The organism is Cupriavidus campinensis, from assembly GCF_905397395.1.
GTDB lineage: Bacteria > Pseudomonadota > Gammaproteobacteria > Burkholderiales > Burkholderiaceae > Cupriavidus > Cupriavidus campinensis.
Genome location: NZ_CAJPVH010000063.1, coordinates 1 through 21,652, shown reverse-complemented (window position 1 = coordinate 21,652; position 21,652 = coordinate 1). Strand labels below are relative to the sequence as shown.

Below are 21,652 nucleotides of genomic sequence, written 5' to 3'. Positions count from 1 at the left end.
TGCGCGTCAGCCTGCCGGGGCAAGCTCGCGGTGTCTGACCAGCACATTACCATGTGCCCGGAAGTAGTTGGCAAGTCTTTCGGCGATAAACACCGAGCGGTGCTGACCGCCCGTGCAGCCAATCGCCACGGTCAGGTAGCTGCGGTTATCGGCAATGAAACTCGGCAGCCACTTCTCCACGTAGGCGCGGATGTCCTCGGCCATCGCCAGCACCATCGGCTGGCTTTGCAGGAAGTCGATTACCGGCACGTCGCGGCCCGTGAGCGGGCGCAGCGCGAGGTCGTAGTAGGGGTTGGGCAGCGAGCGGACGTCGAAGACCATGTCCGCGTCACTCGGCACGCCATGCTTGAAGCCGAACGATTCAAACAGCAGGGTGAGTTGCTGGCTGTCGCCCCGGATCAATTCCTTGATCCAGCTGCGCAGCGTGTTGGTACGGACGTTGCTGGTGTCGATGCGGTGCGCCGATTCGGCCAGCGGGCTCAGCAATTCGCGCTCCATCTCGATGGCTTCGATCAGCGAGGTGTCGTGCGGTGCCGCATCGGCATTGGCGCTGCCGGGCAGGGCGGGTGCCTCGGCCACGCGCCCGGAGAGCGGGTGACGGCGGCGTGTCTCGGAGTATCGCTGCACCAGCGCGTCGGTGTTGGCGGTCAGGAACAGCACCTGCACCTGGTGGCCGGCGGCGGCGAGCTGGCGCACGGTGTCCGGCAGCCGCGCCAGCGACTCGCGACTGCGAATGTCGGTGGCCACGCCGAGGTGGGTGTAGCCCTGCTCGGCCAGGTAGCTGGTCAGCTCGGGCAGGAATTGTGCCGGGAGGTTGTCGACGCAGTAGTAGCCTGCATCTTCCAGGACATTGAGGGCGACAGACTTGCCGGAGCCGGAGATTCCGGTGATGAGGAGGATCCGCATAGCCCTGCAAGGATAGCACCGGGTGATGGCTGCGTCATGACACCCGGCGCACAAAAAGTGACGATCAGGCCGCAGGCTTGGACAGGCAGTCGCTCATGAACTTCTTGTAGTCGTCGCCCTTCTTGCCCTTGCCCTGCTTGCTGCAGGCGGACATCTTGTCCTGCTGGGTCTTGGGTTCCGCGGCGGCGGCCGGCTTGTTGGAGAGGCAGTCGCTCATGAACGCCTTGCGTTCGTCGCCCTTCTTGCCGGTGGCCTGCGCGTTGCAGGCCTTCATCTTGTCCTGTTGGGCGTTGGCGGCCTTGTCGCCGGCCGCGGCGGGGGCCGAGGCACTCTGGGCAAACGCGCCCGTGGCAAGCAGCGGGGTCACCAGCACACACATCGCGATCAGCTTCTTCATGCTTCTCTCCTTGGCTGTGGAAACACTACGAATGGGTCCGATCCTTTGGCTCGATGCCCATTACAGCACAAACGATGGAGTGCCGGGGCGCGTTGACGCGCCCCCGCGTCAGAGCAGGCGGCCCTGGCCGCGCGAGACCACGTCCGCCTGCATGGCGGCGCGCTGGCGGTCCATGAAATCGCGCAGGGTGTCGATGCCGCGCAGGCGCAGTATCGTGTTGCGCACGGCCGCCTCAACCAGCACGGCCAGGTTGCGGCCGGCCGCAACCTGGATTTTCACCATGTGGATCGGCAGGCCCAGGACATCGAGATATTGCGAGTCCAGCGGCAGGCGCTCGAACTCGCCGTCGTTGCGGCGCACCAGCTGCACCACCAGCTTGAGCTTCATCTTCCGCCGCACGGCCGTCTCGCCGAAGATCGTCTTGATGTCGAGCAGGCCCAGGCCGCGCACTTCCAGCAGGTTCTGCAGCAGCGGTGGGCAGCGGCCCTCGATGAAGTCGGGCCCAAGTCGCACGAAATCGACGGCATCGTCGGCCACCAGGCCATGGCCGCGCGAAATCAGTTCCAGGCCCAGTTCGCTCTTGCCCAGGCCGGATTCGCCCATGATCAGCACGCCCATGCCGAGGATGTCGAGGAACACGCCGTGCATCGTCACGCGCGGGGCGGAGATGCGTGACAGGTAGAGCCGCAGGTGGTCGATCACGGCCGCCGACGACACCGGCGTGGTGAACAGCGGCGTGGACGAGCGCGTGCAGCGCAGCTCCAGGTCCGGCGGCGGCTCCATGCCATCGGCCACGACGAGGAACGGCGGCTCGAGCAGGATCAGCTCGCCCATCTGGCGCTTGCGCGGCTCATCGTCGAGCCGCTGGTAATACAGGATTTCCGGCTTGCCGAGCACCTGGATCCGGTTCGGGTGGATCAGGTTCAAGTGGCCGACGAGGTCCGCCGCCGAGGTGGCTTCACGGGCGAATTCCACGTCGAAGGCCCGGTCGGCGCCTTCCAGGCCGGCGACCCACGAGAGCTTGATGTCGGCTGCGTTGTCGTCGAAGATCGACTGCGAGGTGACGCCGGTGAGTTCCATGCGCGTATGACTTTCGGGGGCAGACAGGCCGTTTCAGGCGGCCGTTGGGGCGGGAGTCAGGGATGCCACTGCGTCAGCAGATCATGCACCGCTTCCGACGTGGGTAGCGTGGCGAGGCCCTCGCGCATCTCGCGGTCCGAGAGCAGCTGGGCGATTTCCGACAGGATTTCCAGATGTTGTTGCGTGGCCTGTTCCGGCACGAGCAGGAAGATCAACAGCGACACCGGCTTGCCGTCCGGCGATTCGAACGGGATGGGCTCGGCCAGGCGCATGAAGCCGGCCAGCGGCTGCTTGAGGCCCTTGATGCGGCCGTGCGGAATGGCCACGCCGGCGCCCAGGCCCGTGGAACCCAGCGATTCGCGCGCGAACAGGTTATCGGTCACGGTAGCGCGGGCCACGCCATGGTTGTTCTCGAACAGGAGCCCGGCTTGCTCGAAGACCCGCTTCTTGCTGGTGACGGTGACGTCGAGATGGATGTTGCCGGGTGGCAGCAATTTGGCCAAACGATTCATGGGCGATGCGCGAGAAGTCAGGTTAGCGGGCCGGGGCGCGAAGGCCGTCCCGCCGGATACGGGGCGAAGCTAGGGTACCGAGAACTTGTCTGGGACGCCCGCATTGGAGCGTCCGGCCATTATAGAGCAGGGCTCCACCGCGATTTTGCGATGCAGCGCCGGGGTCGCGGCGGTGCCACGACGTGCCGGCCGGCTTGCCCACCCGGGGTGTCCCGGGGCCGTCCTGTCGTTATTTGTATGGCGGAGCATACACCGTGGCGGGCGGCTTGCGAACACTTGTTCCCATTTTGACCGCTCCCGGGGGCCCCGGGTCGCCCTCGGGCGTGGCAATAAGGTAACGAAACATTCCAGGTGCCCGCACCGTCACCGCCATGGCGCGCGAGCATCAAAAAAGCCGCGCTGATTGCGCGGCTTGAGCTCTTCTTTTCAGTCCTCTGCAGGGTTGGCAACCGCTCTGCTTCCGGTTGCCTGCAGGTCTACTGCTGCGTCAGTTGCTGGGCGGCCATCTGGTACTTCACCGCCTCGCGATCATGGCCCTGTACGCGGTCCTTGTAGCGGATGACCTGGCGGTCGAGCTTGTCGACCAGACAGTCGATCGCCGCATACAGATCTTCATGATGCGCTTCGACGAAGATGTCCTTCCCCTTCAGATGCAGATTGATTTCCGCGTACTGGCGCCGGTCCTTCTCCTTGTGGTTGTCCACCGATAGCAGCACGCTCACGCCGATGACCTGATCGAAATGCCTGACAATTCGCTCCAGTTTCGTTTCCACATACTCACGCAGCGGGGGCGTGATGTCGAGGTGGTGTCCACTGATCTTGAAGTTCATAGCGCTTCTCCTTCTGAAAGAGCCGCACCAGGCAGGCGGTTGCGGCTCGGCTACAAAGTCTTGCGGAGATTCACTGCGGGGATCTTGAGCGCTTCGCGGTATTTGGCCACCGTGCGGCGTGCGACCACGAAGCCTTGCTCACCCAGCAGTTCGGCGATCCGGCTGTCGGAAAGGGGATTCCTGGGGTCTTCGGCTCCTATCAGTTGCTTGATCAGCGCGCGGATTGCCGTGGAAGAGGCCGCGCCGCCAGTCTCCGTGGAGACGTGGCTCCCAAAGAAGTACTTCAACTCGAAAGTACCCATGGGCGTGGCCATGTATTTATTCGTGGTGACCCGGGAAATGGTCGACTCATGTAAACCGAGTGTATCGGCTATTTCCCGCAAAACCAAGGGGCGCATCGCGATTTCGCCATGCGTGAAAAAGTTCTTTTGACGTTCGACAATGGCCTGAGAAACACGCAGGATCGTGTCGAATCGTTGCTGGATGTTCTTGATAAGCCACCGCGCCTCCTGAAGCTTCTGCTGCAGGCCCGCCGTCCCCGATTCGCCCTTCGCGCCGCGCAGAATCTGCGCATACATGTCGTTGATGCGCAGCCGTGGCATGACGTCCGGATTGAGCGCCGCGATCCACCCGCTGCCGCTCTTGCGCACGAACACGTCGGGCACCACGAAGTCGGCCTCGGGACGGTTGAACGCATGCCCCGGATACGGCGCCAGCGAGCGAATCAGTTCGTGAGCCGCCTTCAGTGCTATTTCGTCCACCTGGAGCGCTTTCTTTAGCCGTGTGTAGTCGCGCACGGCCAACAATTCCAGGTGATGGTTGACGATGGTCAGCGCCAGGTCGCGGTGCGGGTGCTTCAGGCGCCGCAATTGCAGGCTGAGGCACTCGGCGGCATTGCGCGCGCCCACGCCGGGCGGGTCGAAGCTCTGCAGCAGGGTCAGGATCGCGTGGACTTCGTCGATCTCGAATTCGAGTTCGTCGGGCAGTTCGGTGCAGATTTCCTCGAGCGAGGCGCTCAGGTAGCCGTCATCGTCGAGCGACTCGACCAGAAAGATGGCGAGGCCCTTGTCGCGCACCGAGATCTTCAGCGGGGCCAGCTGCTCCATCAGGTGCTCGCGCAGCGTGGGTTCGGCGTCGCGCAGCTGCATCGGCGTCTTTTCGTCCTCGTCGCCCTGCGGGCGGCGGGCAAAGTCGTCGAGGCTCCAGTCGCTGCCGTAGTCCTCGCTGCCGTTGTCGTTGTAGTTGTCGTCCTCGCCGCTGGATGCCCCGTCGCTGCGCGCGTCGCCGTTGGGCTGCGGCTCGGAGGAGGCCGGCGCCGGGGCGCTCTGGAGGTTGACCGAGCCATCGGCGGACACCCGCAGCGGGCTTTCGATCCAGTCGTTTTCGCGTTCGAGCAGGGGGTTTTCGGTGAGCGCCTGTTCCACTTCCTGCTGGAGTTCAAGCGTCGAGAGCTGCAACAATCGAATCGACTGTTGCAGCTGTGGGGTCAATGCCAGATGTTGCGAGAGACGAAGCTGAAGCGACGGTTTCATGCGACCTATTCTATGCGCATCCTTCCGACTATGGAACGGAAATTGCTATCGCCTATCGCTCTGGCTTCCTGATCGACCCCGGCTGTCGCCGTGGAGGCCGGGAGAAACGCGGCCGCGCGCGGCGGCCGATGGGTCACATGCGGAAGTTTTCGCCCAGGTAGACGCGTCGCACGGACTCGTTGGCGATGATTTCCTCAGGCTGGCCGGCAGCCAGCACCGTGCCTTCGCTGATGATGTAGGCGTGGTCGCAGATGCCGAGCGTCTCGCGCACGTTGTGGTCCGTAATCAGCACGCCGATATTGCGCGCCTTCAGGAAGCTGACGATGCGCTGGATTTCGCCCACGGCGATGGGGTCCACGCCGGCGAATGGCTCATCCAGCAGGATGAAGCGCGGCGCGGAGGCCAGCGCCCGGGCAATTTCCACGCGGCGGCGCTCGCCGCCGGAGAGCGAGAGCGCCGGGTTGTTGCGCAGGTGGGCGATCTGCAGGTCGTCCAGCAGCGAATCGAGGCGCCGTTCGATCTCCGCCTTCGGCAGCGACTTGCCGTTCTCGATCTGCAGCTCCAGCACGGCGCGGATGTTTTCCTCGACGTTGAGCTTGCGGAAGACCGAGGCCTCCTGCGGCAGGTAGGACAGGCCCATGCGGGCGCGCTCGTGGATCGGCAGGCCGCTGATGTGCTGGTCGTCCAGCACGATGTCGCCCTCGTCCAGCGCCACGAGGCCCACGATCATGTAGAACGATGTGGTCTTGCCGGCGCCGTTCGGGCCGAGCAGGCCCACCACCTCGCCGCTCTTCACGTCCAGCGAGACGTCCTTGACCACGGTGCGCGATCCGTAGCGCTTCTTCAGGTGGCGCACGACCAGCGTGCTGCTGTCGGTACGGGCGGCCGACGGGGCTGCGGCGGCGTTCGGGGCGAGCGTGGCGGAGTCGTTCATCAGGTCAATGCATGCGTGACGCGGCGGGCGCGTCCGGGTTCAGGGCTTGCCGGGCGCGGGCGCCGGCTTCAGTTCCAGCGGCGGCGGCGCGGCGGCGCCGCTGGACTGGTCCGCGCGCGGCGAGAGCACGGCGCGCACGCGGCCGGACGGATTGCCGGTGGAGGTGTTGTTGTCGCCGCCCGCGGCCGTGTAGTACTCGTTGCGGCTGTCGTAGGTGATCACGGCGCCACGGATCTCGTCGACGGTCTTGGCGCCGGCGATCCGCGCCGCACGGGCATGGCCAATCAGCTTCGACATTTCCTGCTTGCCGTCGTACTCGATGCGGTCGCCCCAGCCGTCGATGTATTCGTCCACGCCGTCGCGCTTCTGCCGGATATACGCCTGGCGGCCCGGGTTGGCCGTGGCCACCGCGTACTGGTAGCCCTCGGGGTCGGTGCGGATCTGCGCGGCATCAGACTTCAGCACCATCGTGCCCTTGGTCAGCACCACGTTGCCGGTCAGCGTATAGATCTGCTTCACATCGTCGTAGCTGGCGTTGTTGGCCTCCAGCACCAGCGGCTTGTCCTTGTCGGCACGCTCCGCCAGGGCCGGCTGGGCCAGGGTCGCGCCAAGTGCGGCGATTGCCACCGCCAGGGCGGGCACGATGCGGCGACAGGACAACGTCGTCAGGGATGGGGTCATGGTGGTCAGCTGAGAGAATGACGGGCGATCCGTTGCCGGCGCCTGGCGTGCTTGTTGTTGTGCTTACTGCGTGGTCCGGGCCTGCCCCGACGGCGGATTCATGACGATGGTGCCGCGTACGTTGCCGAGCAATTGTACTTCGCGGGTGACATTGTTGAAGACCAGCCCGTTGGCGGTCATCACCGACGGCCCGCGCGTGAGCTGTACCGCTTTATCGGTCTTGACGATGTCGTCATTGACCAGCAACTGGAAATATTGCGACGCGGCGGTCATGCGCGGGTCCTTCGCCACATCGACGCCGGGCTGCCGCACCAGGAAGGCATTGCCGTACAGGTCGATCACGGAGCCCTCGGCGTTCATCACGCCCCGGTCCGCGTTGACCGTGACCGGGGGGCGGTCCGGCTGGTAGGCGCGCATGGCCGGCGTGGTCACCTCGTAGGTCTGGTCGTCCTCGAAATGGATCATCTTCACGCCGGTGAAGCGCATCTTGGTGGCGCCGGTGGTGTCCAGCTCCGTGGCCGAGAAGCGGTCCATGTAGTAGTCCGCCTCATGGCGCTTGGCGCGGTTCTGCGCGGCCTCGTCCTCATGGGGCGAGTTGATCTGCACCAGCCAGAACGTGCTGCCGGCCACCATCGCCATCAGCAGCAACGGCAGCAGCCGCATGACCAGACCGGAGATCCTGCCGAAGAAGTCCCGCATCGCCGGCCCCGTTCAGATGACCTTGGCGCGGGTCAGGTCATGGATGTGGAGCGCGCCCACGAGCTTGCCGTCGCCATCCACCACCAGCAGCTGGTTGATGCGGTTCGCCTCCATGATCTGCACGGCCTCCACGGCCAGATGGTCCTGGTTCACCACGTGGGGGTTGCGGTGCATGACCTCGCCGATGGGCACGGTGCGCCAGTCGCGCGGGGTTTCCAGCAGGCGGCGCAGGTCGCCATCGGTGAACACGCCGATGGCGTGGCCGTCCGGGTCCACCACGGCCGTCATGGCCAGGCCCTTGCGGGTGATTTCCATCAGTGCCTGGGCCAGCGGGGTGTTTTCACGCACCTCGGGCACGCCGTTGCCGGTGCGCATGACGTCGCGCACGTGGGTCAGCAGCTTGCGGCCCAGCGCGCCGCCCGGGTGCGAGCGGGCGAAGTCTTCCTCGCCAAAGCCGCGTGCGTCCAGCACGGCCACGGCCAGGGCGTCGCCCAGCGCCAGCGCCGCCGTGGTGCTGGCGGTCGGGGCCAGGTTCAGCGGGCAGGCCTCCTGGGCCACGGCGCCGTCCAGATGGGCGTCGGACAGCTTGGCGAGGTTCGATTCCGGGTTCCCGGTGACCGAGATCAGCCCGGCGCCGATGCGCTTGACGATCGGGACGATCGACAGCAGCTCGGCCGTCTCGCCGGAATTGGAGAACGCGATCAGCACGTCGTCGCGCGTGATCATGCCCAGGTCGCCGTGGCTGGCCTCGGCCGGGTGCACGAAGAACGACGGCGTGCCCGTGGAAGCCAGCGTGGCCGCCACCTTGCGGCCGATGTGGCCGGACTTGCCGATGCCGGACACGACCACGCGTCCGGTGCAGCCCAGGATCATCTGGACCGCCTTGGTAAACGCGGGCGTCAGTCGGTCAGCCAGCGCGGAAACGGCGTCGGCTTCGATCTTGAGGGTGTGGCGGGCGAGCTTAAGTGCTCGTTCCGCATCGAAATTGGCTATCATGGCGACGAAGTATACCAACGAATGCGATGGCGACCGGCCCGGCTTTTTTGGCCACGGGGTCCCGGCGACCGCCGCTTGCCGTGTTTCCCCGGCTAGGCACCGATGCCGGGACGGCGCGCGTGCCCGGCCGGCTCGTTCCAGATTCTGCCCAAGTCTTCCCTAAGCCCGCCGAATGCATTCTCCGCTGGAACTGACCCTCGTGCTGCTGGCCGCCGCCGTTTTCGGCGTGGTGGCTTTCCGCATGCTGCAACTGCCACCCATGCTGGGCTACCTGGCGGTTGGCATCCTGATCGGTCCCCACGCGCTCGCGCTGGCCAGCGATTCCGCCCAGACCAAGTACCTGGCCGAATTCGGCGTGGTCTTCCTGATGTTCTCGATCGGGCTCGAGTTCAACCTGGGCAAGCTCCGCTCGATGAAACGGCTCGTGTTCGGGCTGGGCGGCTCCCAGGTGGTGCTGACGATGGGGTTCGTGGTGGCGGCCGGCTGGGCGCTCTCGGCCTGGACTGGCCTGTCCTGGCAGGCCTCGGTGGCGCTGGGCGGGGCGCTGGCCATGTCCTCGACGGCCATCGTCTCCAAGATGCTTTCCGAGCGCATGGAGCTGGAGGCCGAGCACGGCCGCAACATCATCAGCGTGCTGCTGTTCCAGGATCTGGCCGTGGTGCCGCTGCTGATCATCATCCCGGCGCTCTCGCGCGACCCCGGGGAGCTGGCGGCGGCCCTGGGCTTGGCCACGGTCAAGATCGTGGTGGCCCTCGGCCTGATCTTCTTCGTCGGGCAGCGGCTGATGAGCCGCTGGTTCCACGTGGTGGCGGCGCGGCGCTCGCAGGAACTGTTCATGCTGAACCTGCTGCTGGTCACGCTCGGCATGGCCGCGCTGACCGAGCGGCTGGGCCTGTCGATGGCGCTCGGCGCGTTCTTGGCGGGCATGCTGATCTCGGAAACGCCCTACCGGCACCAGGTGGAGGAGGACATCAAGCCGTTCCGCGACGTGCTGCTGGGGCTGTTCTTCGTCACCATCGGCATGCTGCTGAACATCAGCGTGGTGATTGCGCACATCTGGCTGGTGCTGGGGCTGCTGTTCGTGCCGATCCTGTTCAAGCTGGTGCTGATCACGGTGCTGGCGCGGCTGTTCGGCTCGCGGCAGGGTGTGGCCATCCGTACCGGTCTGGGGCTGGCGCAGGCGGGCGAGTTCGGCTTCGTGCTGCTGAACCAGATCGACGGGATCGGGCTGGTGGATCCGGTGCTGATCCAGGTCATCCTGGCCTCGATGCTGCTGTCGATGCTGGCGGCGCCGTTCCTGATCCAGTACAGCGACGCCATCGTGCTGCGCTTTGCCGCCAACGAATGGCTGATGCAGTCGCTCAACATGACCCGCATCGCCGCCCAGAGCCTGCAGACCGAGAAGCACGCGATCATCTGCGGATTTGGCCGGAGCGGGCAGAACCTGGCGCATATGCTCGAGCGCGAGGGCATCAACTACGTGGCGCTGGACCTCGACCCGGACCGCGTGCGCGAGGCCGCCGGGGCTGGCGACACCGTGGTCTATGGCGATGCCGGCCGCCGCGAGGCGCTGATCGCCGCCGGTATCCACCGCGCCGCCGCGCTGATTGTGACGTATGCCAACACGCCGTCGGCGCTGCGGGTGCTGCACCACGTGCAGGAGCTGGCGCCCGCGCTGCCCGTGATCGTGCGGACCGTGGACGATTCCGAGCTGGACACGCTCCAGAAGGCCGGCGCCACCGAGGTGGTGCCGGAGATCATCGAGGGCAGCCTGATGCTGGCCTCGCACGCGCTGGTGCTGCTGGGCGTGCCGATGCGCCGCGTGGTGCGCGGCGTGCAGCAGGCCCGCGACGCGCGCTACAGCCTGCTGCGCGGCTACTTCCACGGCCGGGACGACGAGGAGGACATGATCGAGCGCGACACCGTGCGGCTCCATTCGGTCTCGCTCGGCCCCGAGCACACGGCCGTGGGCCGCCGGCTGGGCGCGCTGGGGCTGGAGCGGATCGGGGTGGAGGTGACGGCGGTGCGCCGGCGCGGCATCCGCGCGTTCGATCCGCAGCCCGAGACCGTGCTGGAACCGGGCGATATCGTGGTGCTGCGCGGTACGCCGGAGGCGCTGGAGTCTGCCGAGGAACGGCTGCAGCGGGACTGAGCGCCTCTATATAGAGAGAGGCTCAGGAATGCAGGGGAGAGCCTTCGGCGCCCCAGGACGGCGGCAGGCCGTCGAGCACCGCGCGGGCGTCAAGTGATCGGATCGGCACGTGACTATCGGCCGGAATCCGCCCCTCGCCCTGCAGCATCAGGTAGCGCAAGCAGCACACGCGCAGGAATGACGCGAAATTGGCCGACAGCGACGCCTCGCCGCGATGCTCGGCCAGTTCGTCATGGAGCCGGGTCAGCAACTGGTTGACCGTCATCGCGTCGCGCTGCGCCAGCTCTTCCAGCACTTCCCAGAACAGGTTTTCCAGGCGGATGCTGGTGGCCACGCCGTGCAGCCGCAGCGAGCGGGACTGGGTCTGGTAGGAATCCGGATTGGCCCGGACGAAGATCTCGCACATCGGCATGCCTCCTGCGACGGCGGCGCCGGGGGCTGGCGCCGCGTTCGGAAGGCTCTACTGTACGTCGACTGGGTGGCTACTGGGTGATCCGGGTCCCGAGCACGGTCAGGAACTGGGCCAGCCACGCCGGATGGGCCGGCCACGCCGGCGCGGTGACGAGGTTGCCGTCGGTATGGGCCTGATCGACCGGAATATCGGCATACTTGCCGCCCGCCAGCCGCACTTCGGGCGCGCAGGCCGGGTAGGCGGAGCAGGTGCGGCCTTCGAGCACGCCGGCCGCGGCGAGCAGCTGGGCGCCGTGGCAGACCGCCGCGATGGGTTTGTTCGCCGTGGCGAAGTGGCGCACGATTTCCAGCACGCGGTCGTTCAGGCGCAGGTATTCGGGCGCGCGGCCGCCCGGAATGACGATGGCGTCATACGTAGCCGGGTCGACATCGGCAAACGTCGCGTTCAGCGTGAAATTGTGGCCGCGCTTCTCGGTGTAGGTCTGGTCGCCCTCGAAGTCGTGGATGGCCGTGGCGCAGTGGTCGCCGGCCTTCTTGTCCGGGCAGACCGCGTGGACCACGTGGCCCACCATCTGAAGTGCCTGGAAGGGCACCATGGTTTCGTAGTCTTCGGCGAAGTCGCCAACCAGCATCAGAATTTTCTTGGCCATTGCAGTCTCCTGTATGGTTACGGGTGTCCGGAGCCGGTCCAGGCCGGCCGGGCCATTGTGCGGCGGCCCTGCGCGGGGCGGGTGGTAGCCCGTTACCGCAGGCGGCACGCGATTTCCATTTCGACGCAAATCCCCATGGCAGATTCCCTCATCCAGTCCCCCGACCTCGGCGACGTCACCGGTTACCTGCGTGACCGCATCCGCACCGTGCCGGACTGGCCCCAGCCCGGCGTGATGTTCCGCGACATCACCCCGCTGCTGCAGAACCCCAAGACCCTGCGCGTGCTGATCGACGTGTTCGTGCACCGCTACATGGACCAGGAGCTGGACCTCGTGGCCGGCATCGACGCGCGCGGCTTCATCCTCGGCTCGATCATCGCGTACGAGCTGAACCTGGGCTTCGTGCCGATCCGCAAGAAGGGCAAGCTGCCGTTCCAGACCGTGGCCGAGGAGTACGAACTCGAGTACGGCAGCGCCACCGTGGAGATCCACGCCGACGCCTGCAAGCCCGGCGACCGCGTGTTGCTGATCGACGACCTGATCGCCACCGGCGGCACCATGATGGCCGGCCGCAAGCTGCTGGAGCGCCTGGGCGCGACGGTAGTGGAGGGCGCGGCGATCGTCGACCTGCCCGAACTCGGCGGCTCGAAGCTGCTGCACAAGAGCGGCCTGCCGCTGTTCACGGTCTGCAATTTCGAGGGCCACTGAGCCCTGCGGCCCGCCCCCCGCCGTTGTTTTTCCCGCCATTCCCCGCCATTCCCCTCCATTGCCGGGTCCGGGGGCGCGGCGCATAATGCCCCCTTGACAACAACATGATGACCGGGCGGAGCCTCGATAGTTGACATCGGCACCGGTCACGAAGGAATAAGGACGCGCAATGGGCGTACTTCTCCATCTTCTATCTGGCGTGGCGCTCCTGGTCTGGGGCACCAACATCGTCAAGGTCGGCATCCTGCGCGTGTATGGCGCCAATCTGCGCCATGTGCTGTCGGTCAGCGTGTCGAACCGCTTCACGGCCTTCGCGGCCGGGCTCGGCGTGACCGGGCTTGTGCAGAGCAGCAACGCCACCGCCGTCATCGTCAGTTCGTTCGTGGGCCAGGGCCTGATTGCCGTGGCGCCCGCGCTCGCCATCATGCTCGGCGCCAACGTCGGCACGGCGCTGATGGTGCAGGTGTTCTCGATGGACCTGTCGTGGCTCTCGCCGCTGCTGATCTTCGTCGGCGTGATTCTCCACCTGAGCTGGAAGGGCAGCCGGCCCGGGCATGTGGGCCGGGTGCTGATCGGGCTCGGGCTGATCACCCTCGCGCTGGAACTGATCTCGATCGCCACGCGCCCCGTGGTGCAGGCCGCCGGCGTGAAGGTGCTGTTCAGCACGCTGACTGGCGATGCCGCGCTCGACATGCTGATTGGCGCGGTGCTGACCATCCTCTGCTATTCGAGCCTGGCCGTGGTGCTGTTCTGCGGCGCGCTGGCGTCGGCAGGCGTGGTGTCGATCCATGTGGCGCTGGCGCTGGTGCTTGGCGCCAACCTGGGCTCCGGGATCTCGGCGCTGCTGACTACCTCGGGCAACAACCAGCCGGGCAAGCGCGTGACGCTGGGCAACCTGCTGTCGCGGCTGCTCGGGTGCGTGATCGCGCTGCCGCTGCTGAACCAGGCCGAGGAACTGCTGGCGCTGGTCAGCACGGACCCGCAGCGGCTCATCGTCAATTTCCATCTGCTGTTCAACGTGGCGCTGGCCGTGCTGCTGCTGGGCGCCACGGCGCCGCTGGCGCGGATCTGCGAGGCCATCCTGCCGGGCCGCAACACCGGCGACAGCCAGGTCACGCCGCGCCACCTCGACCCCGCCGCGCTGCCCACGCCCACGCTGGCGCTGTCCAACGCCGCGCGCGAGGTGCTGCGCATCGGCGACCGCATCGAGCAGATGCTGGACAACATGTTGCGCGTGCTGCGCACCAACGACGCCAAGCTGGCCACCGCCACCTGCCGCATCGACAACGAGGTGGACGACCTCTACACGGCCATCAAGCTCTACCTGACCCAGATCAGCACCGAGGCGCTGGACGAACACGATGGCCAGCGCTGGACCGAGATCATCTCGCTGACCATCAACCTCGAACATGCGGGCGACCTGATCGAACGGGTGATCCTGGACGCCAAGGAGAAGAAGATCGCCCATAACCTGGCGTTCTCCGAAGCCGGCATGCAGGAGATCACCGAGATGCATGGCCGACTGGTGGCGAACCTGCGCCTGGGTTTGTCGGTGTTCCTGAACGGGGATATCCGCAGCGCCCAGCAGCTGATGGGCGAGAAGGCCAACTTCCGCGAATTGGAGCGGAAGTATGCGCGGACGCACTTGCAGCGCGTGGCGGTGCAGACGACGGAGAGCATCGAGACCAGCTCGCTCCACCTGGACGTCATCAGCGAAATGAAGCGCCTCAACTCGCTGTTCTGCGCCACGGCCTACCCGGTGCTGGAGCAGGCCGGGCTGATGAACCGCAGCCGGATGAAGGAAGACCCGCCCGCGGGCGTGACCGGCGTGCCAGAGGCCCAGGCGCGGTAGCCTGTTGACGGCTCAATGTAGCAATTAGGAAACATTCGCCACGGAATCCAACAAACGAGAACGATTCGCATTTAATATGCGTCACTTCCGCTGCATTTGCATAGGTCGTGATGTCTTCCCGCCGCTCCGTTGTTCCGTTCGTTGTCTTCGCTGTTCCCGCCGCCGCCCTTTCCCTCCCGCTCCAAGCGGCTCAGGCCGCCGAGCCGGTGACCGAGTTGCCCTCGGTCACCGTCAGCGCGGCGGGTGACGGCGCCGTGGATGTCGGATTTGCCACGCGGCGCCCCGCCGGGGTCACCAAGTCCGGCGAATCGGCCGCCGATGCCGCGCAGTCGATCACCGTCATCACGCGCGACCTGCTCGACAGCCAGCAGGCGCAGAACCTCTCCGATGCGCTCCAGAACTCCGCCGGCGTCGTGACCAACGTCTACGGCCGGCGCGGCTGGGACGACTTCGTGATCCGTGGCCAGCGCGCCTCGGAATCGATTTTTGCCGATGGCCTGCTCGTCGACAGCAACAACCGCGTTGCGCAGGAGCTGTTCGGCGCGGAGCGCGTGGAAGTGCTCAAGGGGCCGGCCTCGGTGCTGTTCGGCGCCGTGCAGCCGGGCGGGCTGGTCAATATCGTCAGCAAGCGCCCGCGCCCGGAACTGTTCGGCGAACTCGGCCTGACCGTGGGCAACTACGGCTTCCGCCAGGTGACCGCCGACGTGGGCACGCCGCTGGCGAAGGACAGCAAGGCCGCGTTCCGCCTCAACGCGCTGGCGATGGACAGCGACGATCCGACCGACGACGTCTGGTACCGCAACCGCTGGATTGCGCCGTCGCTGACGCTCGACTTCGGCACGCGCACCGATTTCACGATCCTGGCCAGCCACAACGAGCGCCACTACGTGCGCCAGCAGGGCCTGCCGGTGAACGGCACGCTGGTCAGCAACCGTAACGGCGTGGTGCCGGATTCGCGCTTTATCGGCGAGCCCGGCGCGCAGCCCTACGACGGCGAGCAGAACCGCATCGGCTATGCGCTGACGCACCGCTTCGATTCTGGCTGGACCGTGAACCAGAACCTGCGCTACCAGACCTCCTCCCTGACCGGCACCCTCGTCACGGCCGGGACGATGGCGGTCAACAGCCAGTTGCTGAACCGCGGCGCCACGCAGCAGGACTTCTCGGGCGATGCCTTTGGCGTGGATACCAACGCGCAGCGCACGTTCCGGTTCACCGGGCACGAACACCAGCTCACCTTCGGCATCGACTACCGCCGCACCCGGGAAGACCGCCTGCAGAAGACCTGCCGGGTGGCGGCGCTGAACGTCTACAACCCGGTCTATGGCGCGGCGATCAACTGCCCGGCCAGCTACGGCACCGATGCCACCGACACGCTGCACGCGCTCGGCTTCTACCTGCGCGATCAGGTCCGCGTGGCCCAGCGCTGGATCGTGACCGGCGGCGTGCGCTACGAAACCGCGCGCACCAGCACCACGGACCGCGTGGCCGCCGCCCGTACCGACAACGACAACCGCGCCGTCACCGGCAGCGCGGCGGTCATGTATGAACTGACGCCGTGGGCGCGCCCCTACGTCAGCTATGCCACCTCGTTCCTGCCAAATGCCGGTACCGACGTGAACGGCGCGACGTTCCAGCCCGAGCGCGGCCGGCAGGTGGAAGCAGGGGTGAAGTTCGACACGCCGGGCCAGGCCGGCCTGGTGACGCTGGCGCTGTTCGAGTTGACGCGCAACAACGTGCTCAGCTCGGATCCAGTGAACACCGGCTTCAGCGTGGCCGTGGGCCAGCAGCGCTCGCGCGGGGTAGAACTGGAGGTGACGCAGGACTTCGGCAACGGCCTGAGCCTGTCCGGCGCGTATGCCTATATTGCGAGCGAGGTGACGGAGGACACCACGGCGGCCAACGTCGGCCAGCCGCTCAACGCCGTGCCGCGCCACAGCTTCTCGGTCTGGAGCCAGTACCGCTTCCGCGGCGCGCTGGCCGGCTGGTACGTGGGGGCCGGCATGCGCGGCGAGAGCGCCAAGCGCGGCTACAGCTTCAGCTATACCGTGCCCGGCTACGCAGTGGCGGACCTCGGCGTCGGCTACATCGCCAATCACTGGCGCGCGGCGTTCAACGTCAAGAACGTGTTCGACAAGGCCTACTACGCGGGTGGCCTCAACAACAACGTGCTCCCGGTGGGCAACCCGCGCGTGGCGATGTTCAACCTGACGCTGAACTACTGAGCCCCCGGGGGCCCTGACTACCCCCGCTTCAGCAGCGGGGCGAGGTACTTGCCGGTGAAGCTGGCGCGGCTCTTGGCCACGGTCTCGGGCGAGCCCTTGGCGATGACCTGCCCGCCGCCGGCGCCGCCTTCGGGGCCCATGTCCAGCAGCCAGTCGGCGGTCTTGATGACGTCGAGGTTGTGTTCGATGATCACCACCGTGTTGCCCTGGTCGCGCAGCTTGTGGATGACCTTGAGCAGCAGCTCGATGTCATGGAAGTGCAGGCCCGTGGTCGGCTCGTCCAGGATGTAGAGCGTGCGGCCGGTGTCGCGCTTGGACAGTTCGAGCGACAGCTTCACCCGCTGCGCCTCCCCGCCGGACAGCGTGGTGGCCGACTGGCCCAGCCGGATGTAGCCAAGCCCCACATCGAGCAGCGTCTGCAGCTTGCGCCGCACCACCGGCACGGCGCTGAAGAATTCGTAGGCCTGCTCCACGGTCAGGTCCAGCACCTCGGAAATGCTCTTGCCCTTGTAGAGGACTTCCAGCGTCTCGCGGTTATAGCGCTGGCCGTGGCAGACATCGCACGGCACATAGACGTCGGGCAGGAAGTGCATCTCCACCTTGATCACGCCGTCGCCCTGGCAGGACTCGCAGCGGCCTCCCTTCACATTGAACGAGAACCGGCCCGGGTCGTAGCCGCGCTCCTTGGCCGACGGCACGCCCGCGAACAGCTCGCGGATCGGCGTGAACAGGCCGGTGTACGTGGCGGGGTTCGAGCGCGGCGTGCGGCCGATCGGGCTCTGGTCGACGTTGATGACCTTGTCGAAGTGCTCCAGCCCCTCGATATGGTCGTGCGCCGCCGGCTCGGCCGTGCTGCCGTACAGGTGGCGCGCCACGGCGTGGTACAGCGTGTCGTTGATCAGCGTGGACTTGCCCGAGCCAGAGACCCCGGTGATGCAGGTCAGCAGCCCCACCGGAATCTCGGCGGTCACGTTGCGCAGGTTGTTGCCGGTGGCGTTGACGATGCGCAGCAGCCGTTCCTCGTCCGGGGTGGCGCGCGTCTTGGGCACCTCGATACGGCGCTTGCCGGACAGGTACTGGCCCGTCAGCGAGCCCGGCGCCGCCTCGATCTGCGGCGGCGTGCCTTCGGCCACGATCATCCCGCCATGCACGCCGGCGCCGGGGCCGATGTCCACCACGTAGTCGCAGGCGCGGATCATGTCCTCGTCGTGCTCCACCACCAGCACCGAGTTGCCGATGTCGCGCAGATGCTTGAGCGTGCCGATCAGGCGGTCGTTATCGCGCTGGTGCAGGCCGATGGATGGCTCATCGAGCACATACATCACGCCGGTCAGCCCGGAACCGATCTGGGAGGCCAGCCGGATGCGCTGGGCCTCGCCGCCGGAGAGCGTGTCGGCGCTGCGCTCCAGGGACAGGTAATCCAGCCCTACGTTGTTCAGGAAGTTCAGCCGGGCGGTGATTTCCTTGACGATCTTGTCGGCGATCTCGCGCTTGGCGCCGTGCAGGTTCAGGGTCAGGAACCACGTCAGCGCGTCGCGCAGCGGCCAGCCGTTGACCTCGTAGATGGCCCGCGCCTGGTCGTCCTCGCCCACCTTCACGTGGCGCGCCTCGGTGCGCAGCCGGGTGCCCTCGCAGGCCGGGCAGGGCTGGTTGTTCTGGTACTTGGCCAGTTCCTCGCGCACCGCCGCCGAATCGGTCTCGCGGTAGCGGCGCTCCAGGTTCGGGATGATCCCCTCGAACACGTGGGCGCGCACCGTGGTGCGGCCTTTCTCGTTGATATACGTGAACGGAATCTCTACCTCGCCCGAGCCGTGCAGCACCACCTGCTGGACGTTGGCGGGCAGGTCTTCGAACGCGGTGTCGGTGTCGAAGTCGTAGAACGCCGCCAGGCTTTGCAGCATCTGGAAGTAGAACTGGTTGCGGCGGTCCCAGCCCTTGATGGCGCCCGAGGCCAGGGATAGGTTGGGGAAGGCCACCACGCGTTTCGGATCGAAGAAGGTGATCTGGCCCAGCCCGTCGCAGCTCTGGCAGGCGCCCATCGGGTTGTTGAACGAGAACAGCCGCGGCTCCAGTTCCTGGAGGGAATACGAGCAGATCGGGCAGGCAAAGCGCGAGCTGAACACGTGCTCATGCCCGGTATCCATCTCCAGCGCGATGGCGCGGCCGTCGGCCAGCCGCAGCGCGGTTTCGAACGATTCGGCCAGACGCTGCTTGAGGTCGGCGCGCACCTTCACGCGGTCCACCACCACCTCGATGCTGTGTTTCTCGGTCTTCTTGAGCTTGGGCAGCGAGTCGATGTCGTAGACCTTGGCCTCGGCCTCATGGGCCGTGCCGCCGCCCGAGCGCACGCGGAAGCGCACGAAGCCCTGGGCCTGCATCGAATCGAACAAGTCTGAATGCTCGCCCTTGCGGTCCGCCACCACGGGCGCCAGGATCATCAGCTTGGTGTCCTCGGGCAGGGCGAGCGCGGCATCCACCATCTGGGAGACGCTCTGCGCCTGGAGCGCGATGTGGTGGTCCGGGCAGTAGGGCGTGCCGGCGCGGGCGAACAGCAGGCGCAGGTAGTCGTGGATCTCGGTGACCGTGCCCACGGTGGAACGCGGGTTGTGGCTGGTGGCCTTCTGCTCGATCGAGATGGCCGGGGAGAGGCCCTCGATCAGGTCGACATCGGGCTTCTCCATCAACTGCAGGAACTGGCGGGCGTAGGCGGACAGCGATTCGACGTAGCGGCGCTGGCCCTCGGCATAGAGCGTGTCGAACGCCAGCGACGACTTGCCGGACCCCGACAGCCCCGTGATCACGATGAGCTTGTTGCGCGGCAGGTCGAGGTTGATGTTCTTCAGGTTGTGGGTACGCGCCCCACGGATCTTGATTTCTTCCATATACCGATTAGTTGCCCAGCCAGGCCGCCGCTGCCGCCGGGGCGGACAGGTCGGTCTCACGGAATGTTCAAAGTGCCTTGCACGACGCCTGAAGCGCCGCCCAGACCGGGGCGCCAGGGGGCCGTTCGGCCGCCGCGTGACCCGGAAAGCGCGGGGAAGCAAACCTGCTAATATACCGAACTTCGGTTTCCCGGGTTGCCCGTTGGCCATCCGGCATGCGGACGGGTGCCACATGGCCCGCCATCCGGATGCTTCGCATCGACCGAGCCAGAATTCCATTCACGAGCGCAATGCCGTCGATTCCTTCTTCTCCCCAGCCCGCCAATCTCGCCGACCCGGCCGCCCAGACGGCGCCCGTGCGCGACCGCATGACCAAAAGCGAGTTGCGTGCCAGTCTCTCGCTGGCGAGCATCTTCGCGCTGCGCATGCTGGGCCTGTTCCTGATCCTGCCGGTGTTCGCCGAGTACGCGCGCGGCCTGCCCGACGGGCACGACGCCCAGCGCATCGGCCTGGCCATGGGCATCTACGGCCTGATGCAGGCTTTCCTCCATATTCCGCTGGGCTGGCTGTCCGACCGCGTCGGCCGCAAGCCGGTGATGGTGGCCGGGCTGCTGCTGTTTGTGGCCGGCGCGCTGGTGGCGGCCTTCTCGGACACCCTGGCCGGCATCACCATCGGCCGGGCGATGCAGGGCATGGGCGCCATCTCGGCGGCCATCACGGCCTGCATTGCCGACCTGACGCGCGAGCGCCATCGCACCAAGGCCATGGCGATGGTCGGCGGCAGCATCGGGCTGACCTTCGCGCTGTCCCTGGTGATTGCCTCGCCACTGCTGAAGAGCATCGGCATGTCCGGCATCTTCTGGCTGATGGCAGTGCTGGGCGTGCTGGCCATCGGCGTGACGCTGTTCCTGGTGCCGGCCCCGCCGCCGCCGCACCCGGTGCGCATGCCGTTCCGGCAGGTGCTGCTGAATGCGGACCTGATCCGCATGAATGTGGGCGTGCTGGCGCTGCACGCCAGCCAGGTGGCGATGTTCATGGTCGTGCCGGCCATGCTGGCCGATGCCGGCATGCCGCTGGACCAGCACTGGAAGGTCTACCTGCCCGTGGTACTGGTTTCCTTCGTCCTGATGCTGGGGCCGATGATGGCCGCCGAGCGCTATGGCCGGGTGCGCCCGGTGCTGCTGGCATCGGTGGCGCTGATGACCGTGGTGCAGCTGATGTTCGCAGCGGTACAGGGCCTGTGGCCGATAGCGGGTGTACTGCTGTTGTTCTTTGTGGCATTCAACGTGCTGGAAGCCATGCAGCCGTCGCTGGTGTCGCGCTACGCGGCGGCCGGGCGCGGCGCGGCGCTGGGCGTTTACAACACTACCCAGGCGATGGGCCTGTTCCTGGGCGGCGTGGTGGGCGGCTGGCTGCTCAAGCACGAGGGGCGCAGTGCGGTATTCCTCGGCTGTGCGGCCGTGCTGGTGCTCTGGCTTATAATCGCGTGGAGCATGAAGGCGCCACCGGCCCGCGGGCAGGAGGGTGCGTCGGCAGTGGCGGGTTAGACACACTTGTTGTCATATCCGTAGCAGTCCGAAACGCTTTTTCGTCTTAACGGGGTTAGCATCTACACGCGCCCGACCGGCCATCCGGGGGCGCGTGATGTCGTTTACCGTGTTGTCGTTTACGTCCTGTGACGGACGACCCACCAGCAAATCAGTCATGCCGTGCCGCCGCAGGGAAGCGGGGCGCGGTTCTTGGAGAACATTTACATGGCATCGGTCAACAAAGTCATTCTCGTCGGTAACCTGGGCGCCGACCCGGAAACCCGCTACATGCCCAGCGGCGACGCCGTGACGAACATCCGCCTGGCGACGACCGATCGCTACAAGGACAAGCAGTCCGGCGATTTCAAGGAAGCCACCGAGTGGCACCGCATCGCCTTCTTCGGCAAGCTGGCCGAGATCGCCGGCCAGTACCTGAAGAAGGGCTCGTCGGTCTACATCGAAGGCCGCATCCGCACGCGCAAGTGGACGGACCAGGCCGGCCAGGACAAGTACAGCACCGAAATCGTCGCGGACCAGATGCAGATGCTGGGCGGCCGCGCGTCGGGCGGCGGTGAGGAAGGCAGCTTCGGCGGCGGTGGCGGCGGCTACAGCCGCGAAGCCCAGGGCGGCGCCGGCGGTGGCGGTGGTGGTGGCTACGGCGGCGGCCGTGCCCAGG

At 66.6% G+C, this 21,652-nt stretch carries 19 protein-coding genes; 6 read left to right on the top strand and 13 right to left on the bottom strand.

All coding sequences use genetic code 11. From position 1 onward, the window contains the following. Nucleotides 1–6: 6 nt before the first annotated feature. From rapZ to KHO18_RS24125, 10 genes are all read right to left on the bottom strand, one after another. Nucleotides 7–906, bottom strand: coding sequence for an RNase adapter RapZ (gene rapZ, locus KHO18_RS24170; RefSeq protein ID WP_144198898.1), 900 nt, complete (start codon nt 904–906; stop codon nt 7–9). Between the two features lie 64 nt (nt 907–970). Next, nucleotides 971–1,303, bottom strand: coding sequence for a PsiF family protein (locus KHO18_RS24165; RefSeq protein ID WP_144198896.1), 333 nt, complete (start codon nt 1,301–1,303; stop codon nt 971–973). Between the two features lie 108 nt (nt 1,304–1,411). After that, entirely contained in the window at nt 1,412–2,383 is a 972-nt protein-coding gene (gene hprK, locus KHO18_RS24160) for an HPr(Ser) kinase/phosphatase (RefSeq protein WP_008650955.1), read from the bottom strand. A gap of 56 nt (nt 2,384–2,439) precedes the next feature. After that, nucleotides 2,440–2,895, bottom strand: a complete 456-nt coding sequence (locus tag KHO18_RS24155; protein WP_092291690.1) for a PTS sugar transporter subunit IIA — start codon at nt 2,893–2,895, stop codon at nt 2,440–2,442. A 476-nt stretch (nt 2,896–3,371) separates the two neighbouring features. Then, on the bottom strand, nt 3,372–3,725 hold the full coding sequence (gene hpf, locus KHO18_RS24150) for a ribosome hibernation-promoting factor, HPF/YfiA family (protein WP_092291692.1): 354 nt from the start codon (nt 3,723–3,725) through the stop codon (nt 3,372–3,374). Nucleotides 3,726–3,775: 50 nt separating this feature from the next. Continuing rightward, entirely contained in the window at nt 3,776–5,257 is a 1,482-nt protein-coding gene (locus KHO18_RS24145) for an RNA polymerase factor sigma-54 (RefSeq protein ID WP_211944024.1), read from the bottom strand. Between the two features lie 133 nt (nt 5,258–5,390). After that, nucleotides 5,391–6,191, bottom strand: a complete 801-nt coding sequence (gene lptB, locus KHO18_RS24140) for an LPS export ABC transporter ATP-binding protein (protein ID WP_144198891.1) — start codon at nt 6,189–6,191, stop codon at nt 5,391–5,393. Nucleotides 6,192–6,230: 39 nt separating this feature from the next. Then, a complete protein-coding gene (lptA, locus tag KHO18_RS24135; RefSeq protein WP_211944023.1) occupies nt 6,231–6,872 on the bottom strand; it encodes a lipopolysaccharide transport periplasmic protein LptA in 642 nt (213 codons plus the stop codon). 63 nt (nt 6,873–6,935) lie between these two features. Further along, entirely contained in the window at nt 6,936–7,571 is a 636-nt protein-coding gene (gene lptC, locus KHO18_RS24130) for an LPS export ABC transporter periplasmic protein LptC (protein WP_144198887.1), read from the bottom strand. A 12-nt stretch (nt 7,572–7,583) separates the two neighbouring features. Further along, a complete protein-coding gene (locus tag KHO18_RS24125) occupies nt 7,584–8,567 on the bottom strand; it encodes a KpsF/GutQ family sugar-phosphate isomerase (protein ID WP_144198885.1) in 984 nt (327 codons plus the stop codon). 172 nt (nt 8,568–8,739) lie between these two features. Here KHO18_RS24125 and KHO18_RS24120 point away from each other — a divergent pair, with 172 nt between their 5' ends. After that, nucleotides 8,740–10,719, top strand: a complete 1,980-nt coding sequence (locus tag KHO18_RS24120; protein ID WP_144198883.1) for a monovalent cation:proton antiporter family protein — start codon at nt 8,740–8,742, stop codon at nt 10,717–10,719. A 22-nt stretch (nt 10,720–10,741) separates the two neighbouring features. Here KHO18_RS24120 and KHO18_RS24115 read toward each other — a convergent pair whose 3' ends face one another. Together KHO18_RS24115 and KHO18_RS24110 are read right to left on the bottom strand one after the other, a co-directional pair. Further along, the gene (locus KHO18_RS24115) at nt 10,742–11,125 is read right to left on the bottom strand and encodes a ribbon-helix-helix domain-containing protein (protein WP_144198881.1); all 384 of its coding nucleotides are present in this window, start codon (nt 11,123–11,125) and stop codon (nt 10,742–10,744) included. Nucleotides 11,126–11,201: 76 nt separating this feature from the next. Beyond that, entirely contained in the window at nt 11,202–11,780 is a 579-nt protein-coding gene (locus KHO18_RS24110; RefSeq protein WP_144198879.1) for a DJ-1/PfpI family protein, read from the bottom strand. Nucleotides 11,781–11,915: 135 nt separating this feature from the next. Here KHO18_RS24110 and KHO18_RS24105 point away from each other — a divergent pair, with 135 nt between their 5' ends. The 3 genes from KHO18_RS24105 to KHO18_RS24095 all read left to right on the top strand — a co-directional run bounded on the left by KHO18_RS24105 (nt 11,916) and on the right by KHO18_RS24095 (nt 16,565). Continuing rightward, a complete protein-coding gene (locus tag KHO18_RS24105; protein ID WP_144198877.1) occupies nt 11,916–12,488 on the top strand; it encodes an adenine phosphoribosyltransferase in 573 nt (190 codons plus the stop codon). Nucleotides 12,489–12,657: 169 nt separating this feature from the next. After that, complete coding sequence (locus KHO18_RS24100; protein WP_144198875.1) at nt 12,658–14,340, top strand: Na/Pi cotransporter family protein; 1,683 nt, start codon at nt 12,658–12,660, stop codon at nt 14,338–14,340. Nucleotides 14,341–14,450: 110 nt separating this feature from the next. Then, a complete protein-coding gene (locus KHO18_RS24095; protein ID WP_144198873.1) occupies nt 14,451–16,565 on the top strand; it encodes a TonB-dependent siderophore receptor in 2,115 nt (704 codons plus the stop codon). Nucleotides 16,566–16,582: 17 nt separating this feature from the next. Here KHO18_RS24095 and uvrA read toward each other — a convergent pair whose 3' ends face one another. Next, nucleotides 16,583–19,447: an excinuclease ABC subunit UvrA gene (gene uvrA, locus KHO18_RS24090; protein WP_144198871.1), complete on the bottom strand. Its 2,865-nt coding sequence runs from the start codon at nt 19,445–19,447 to the stop codon at nt 16,583–16,585. 290 nt (nt 19,448–19,737) lie between these two features. Here uvrA and KHO18_RS24085 point away from each other — a divergent pair, with 290 nt between their 5' ends. After that, complete coding sequence (locus KHO18_RS24085) at nt 19,738–20,994, top strand: MFS transporter (protein ID WP_144198869.1); 1,257 nt, start codon at nt 19,738–19,740, stop codon at nt 20,992–20,994. Nucleotides 20,995–21,201: 207 nt separating this feature from the next. Next, on the top strand, nt 21,202–21,652 hold a 451-nt coding region (locus KHO18_RS24080; protein ID WP_211944022.1), incomplete at its 3' end, for a single-stranded DNA-binding protein.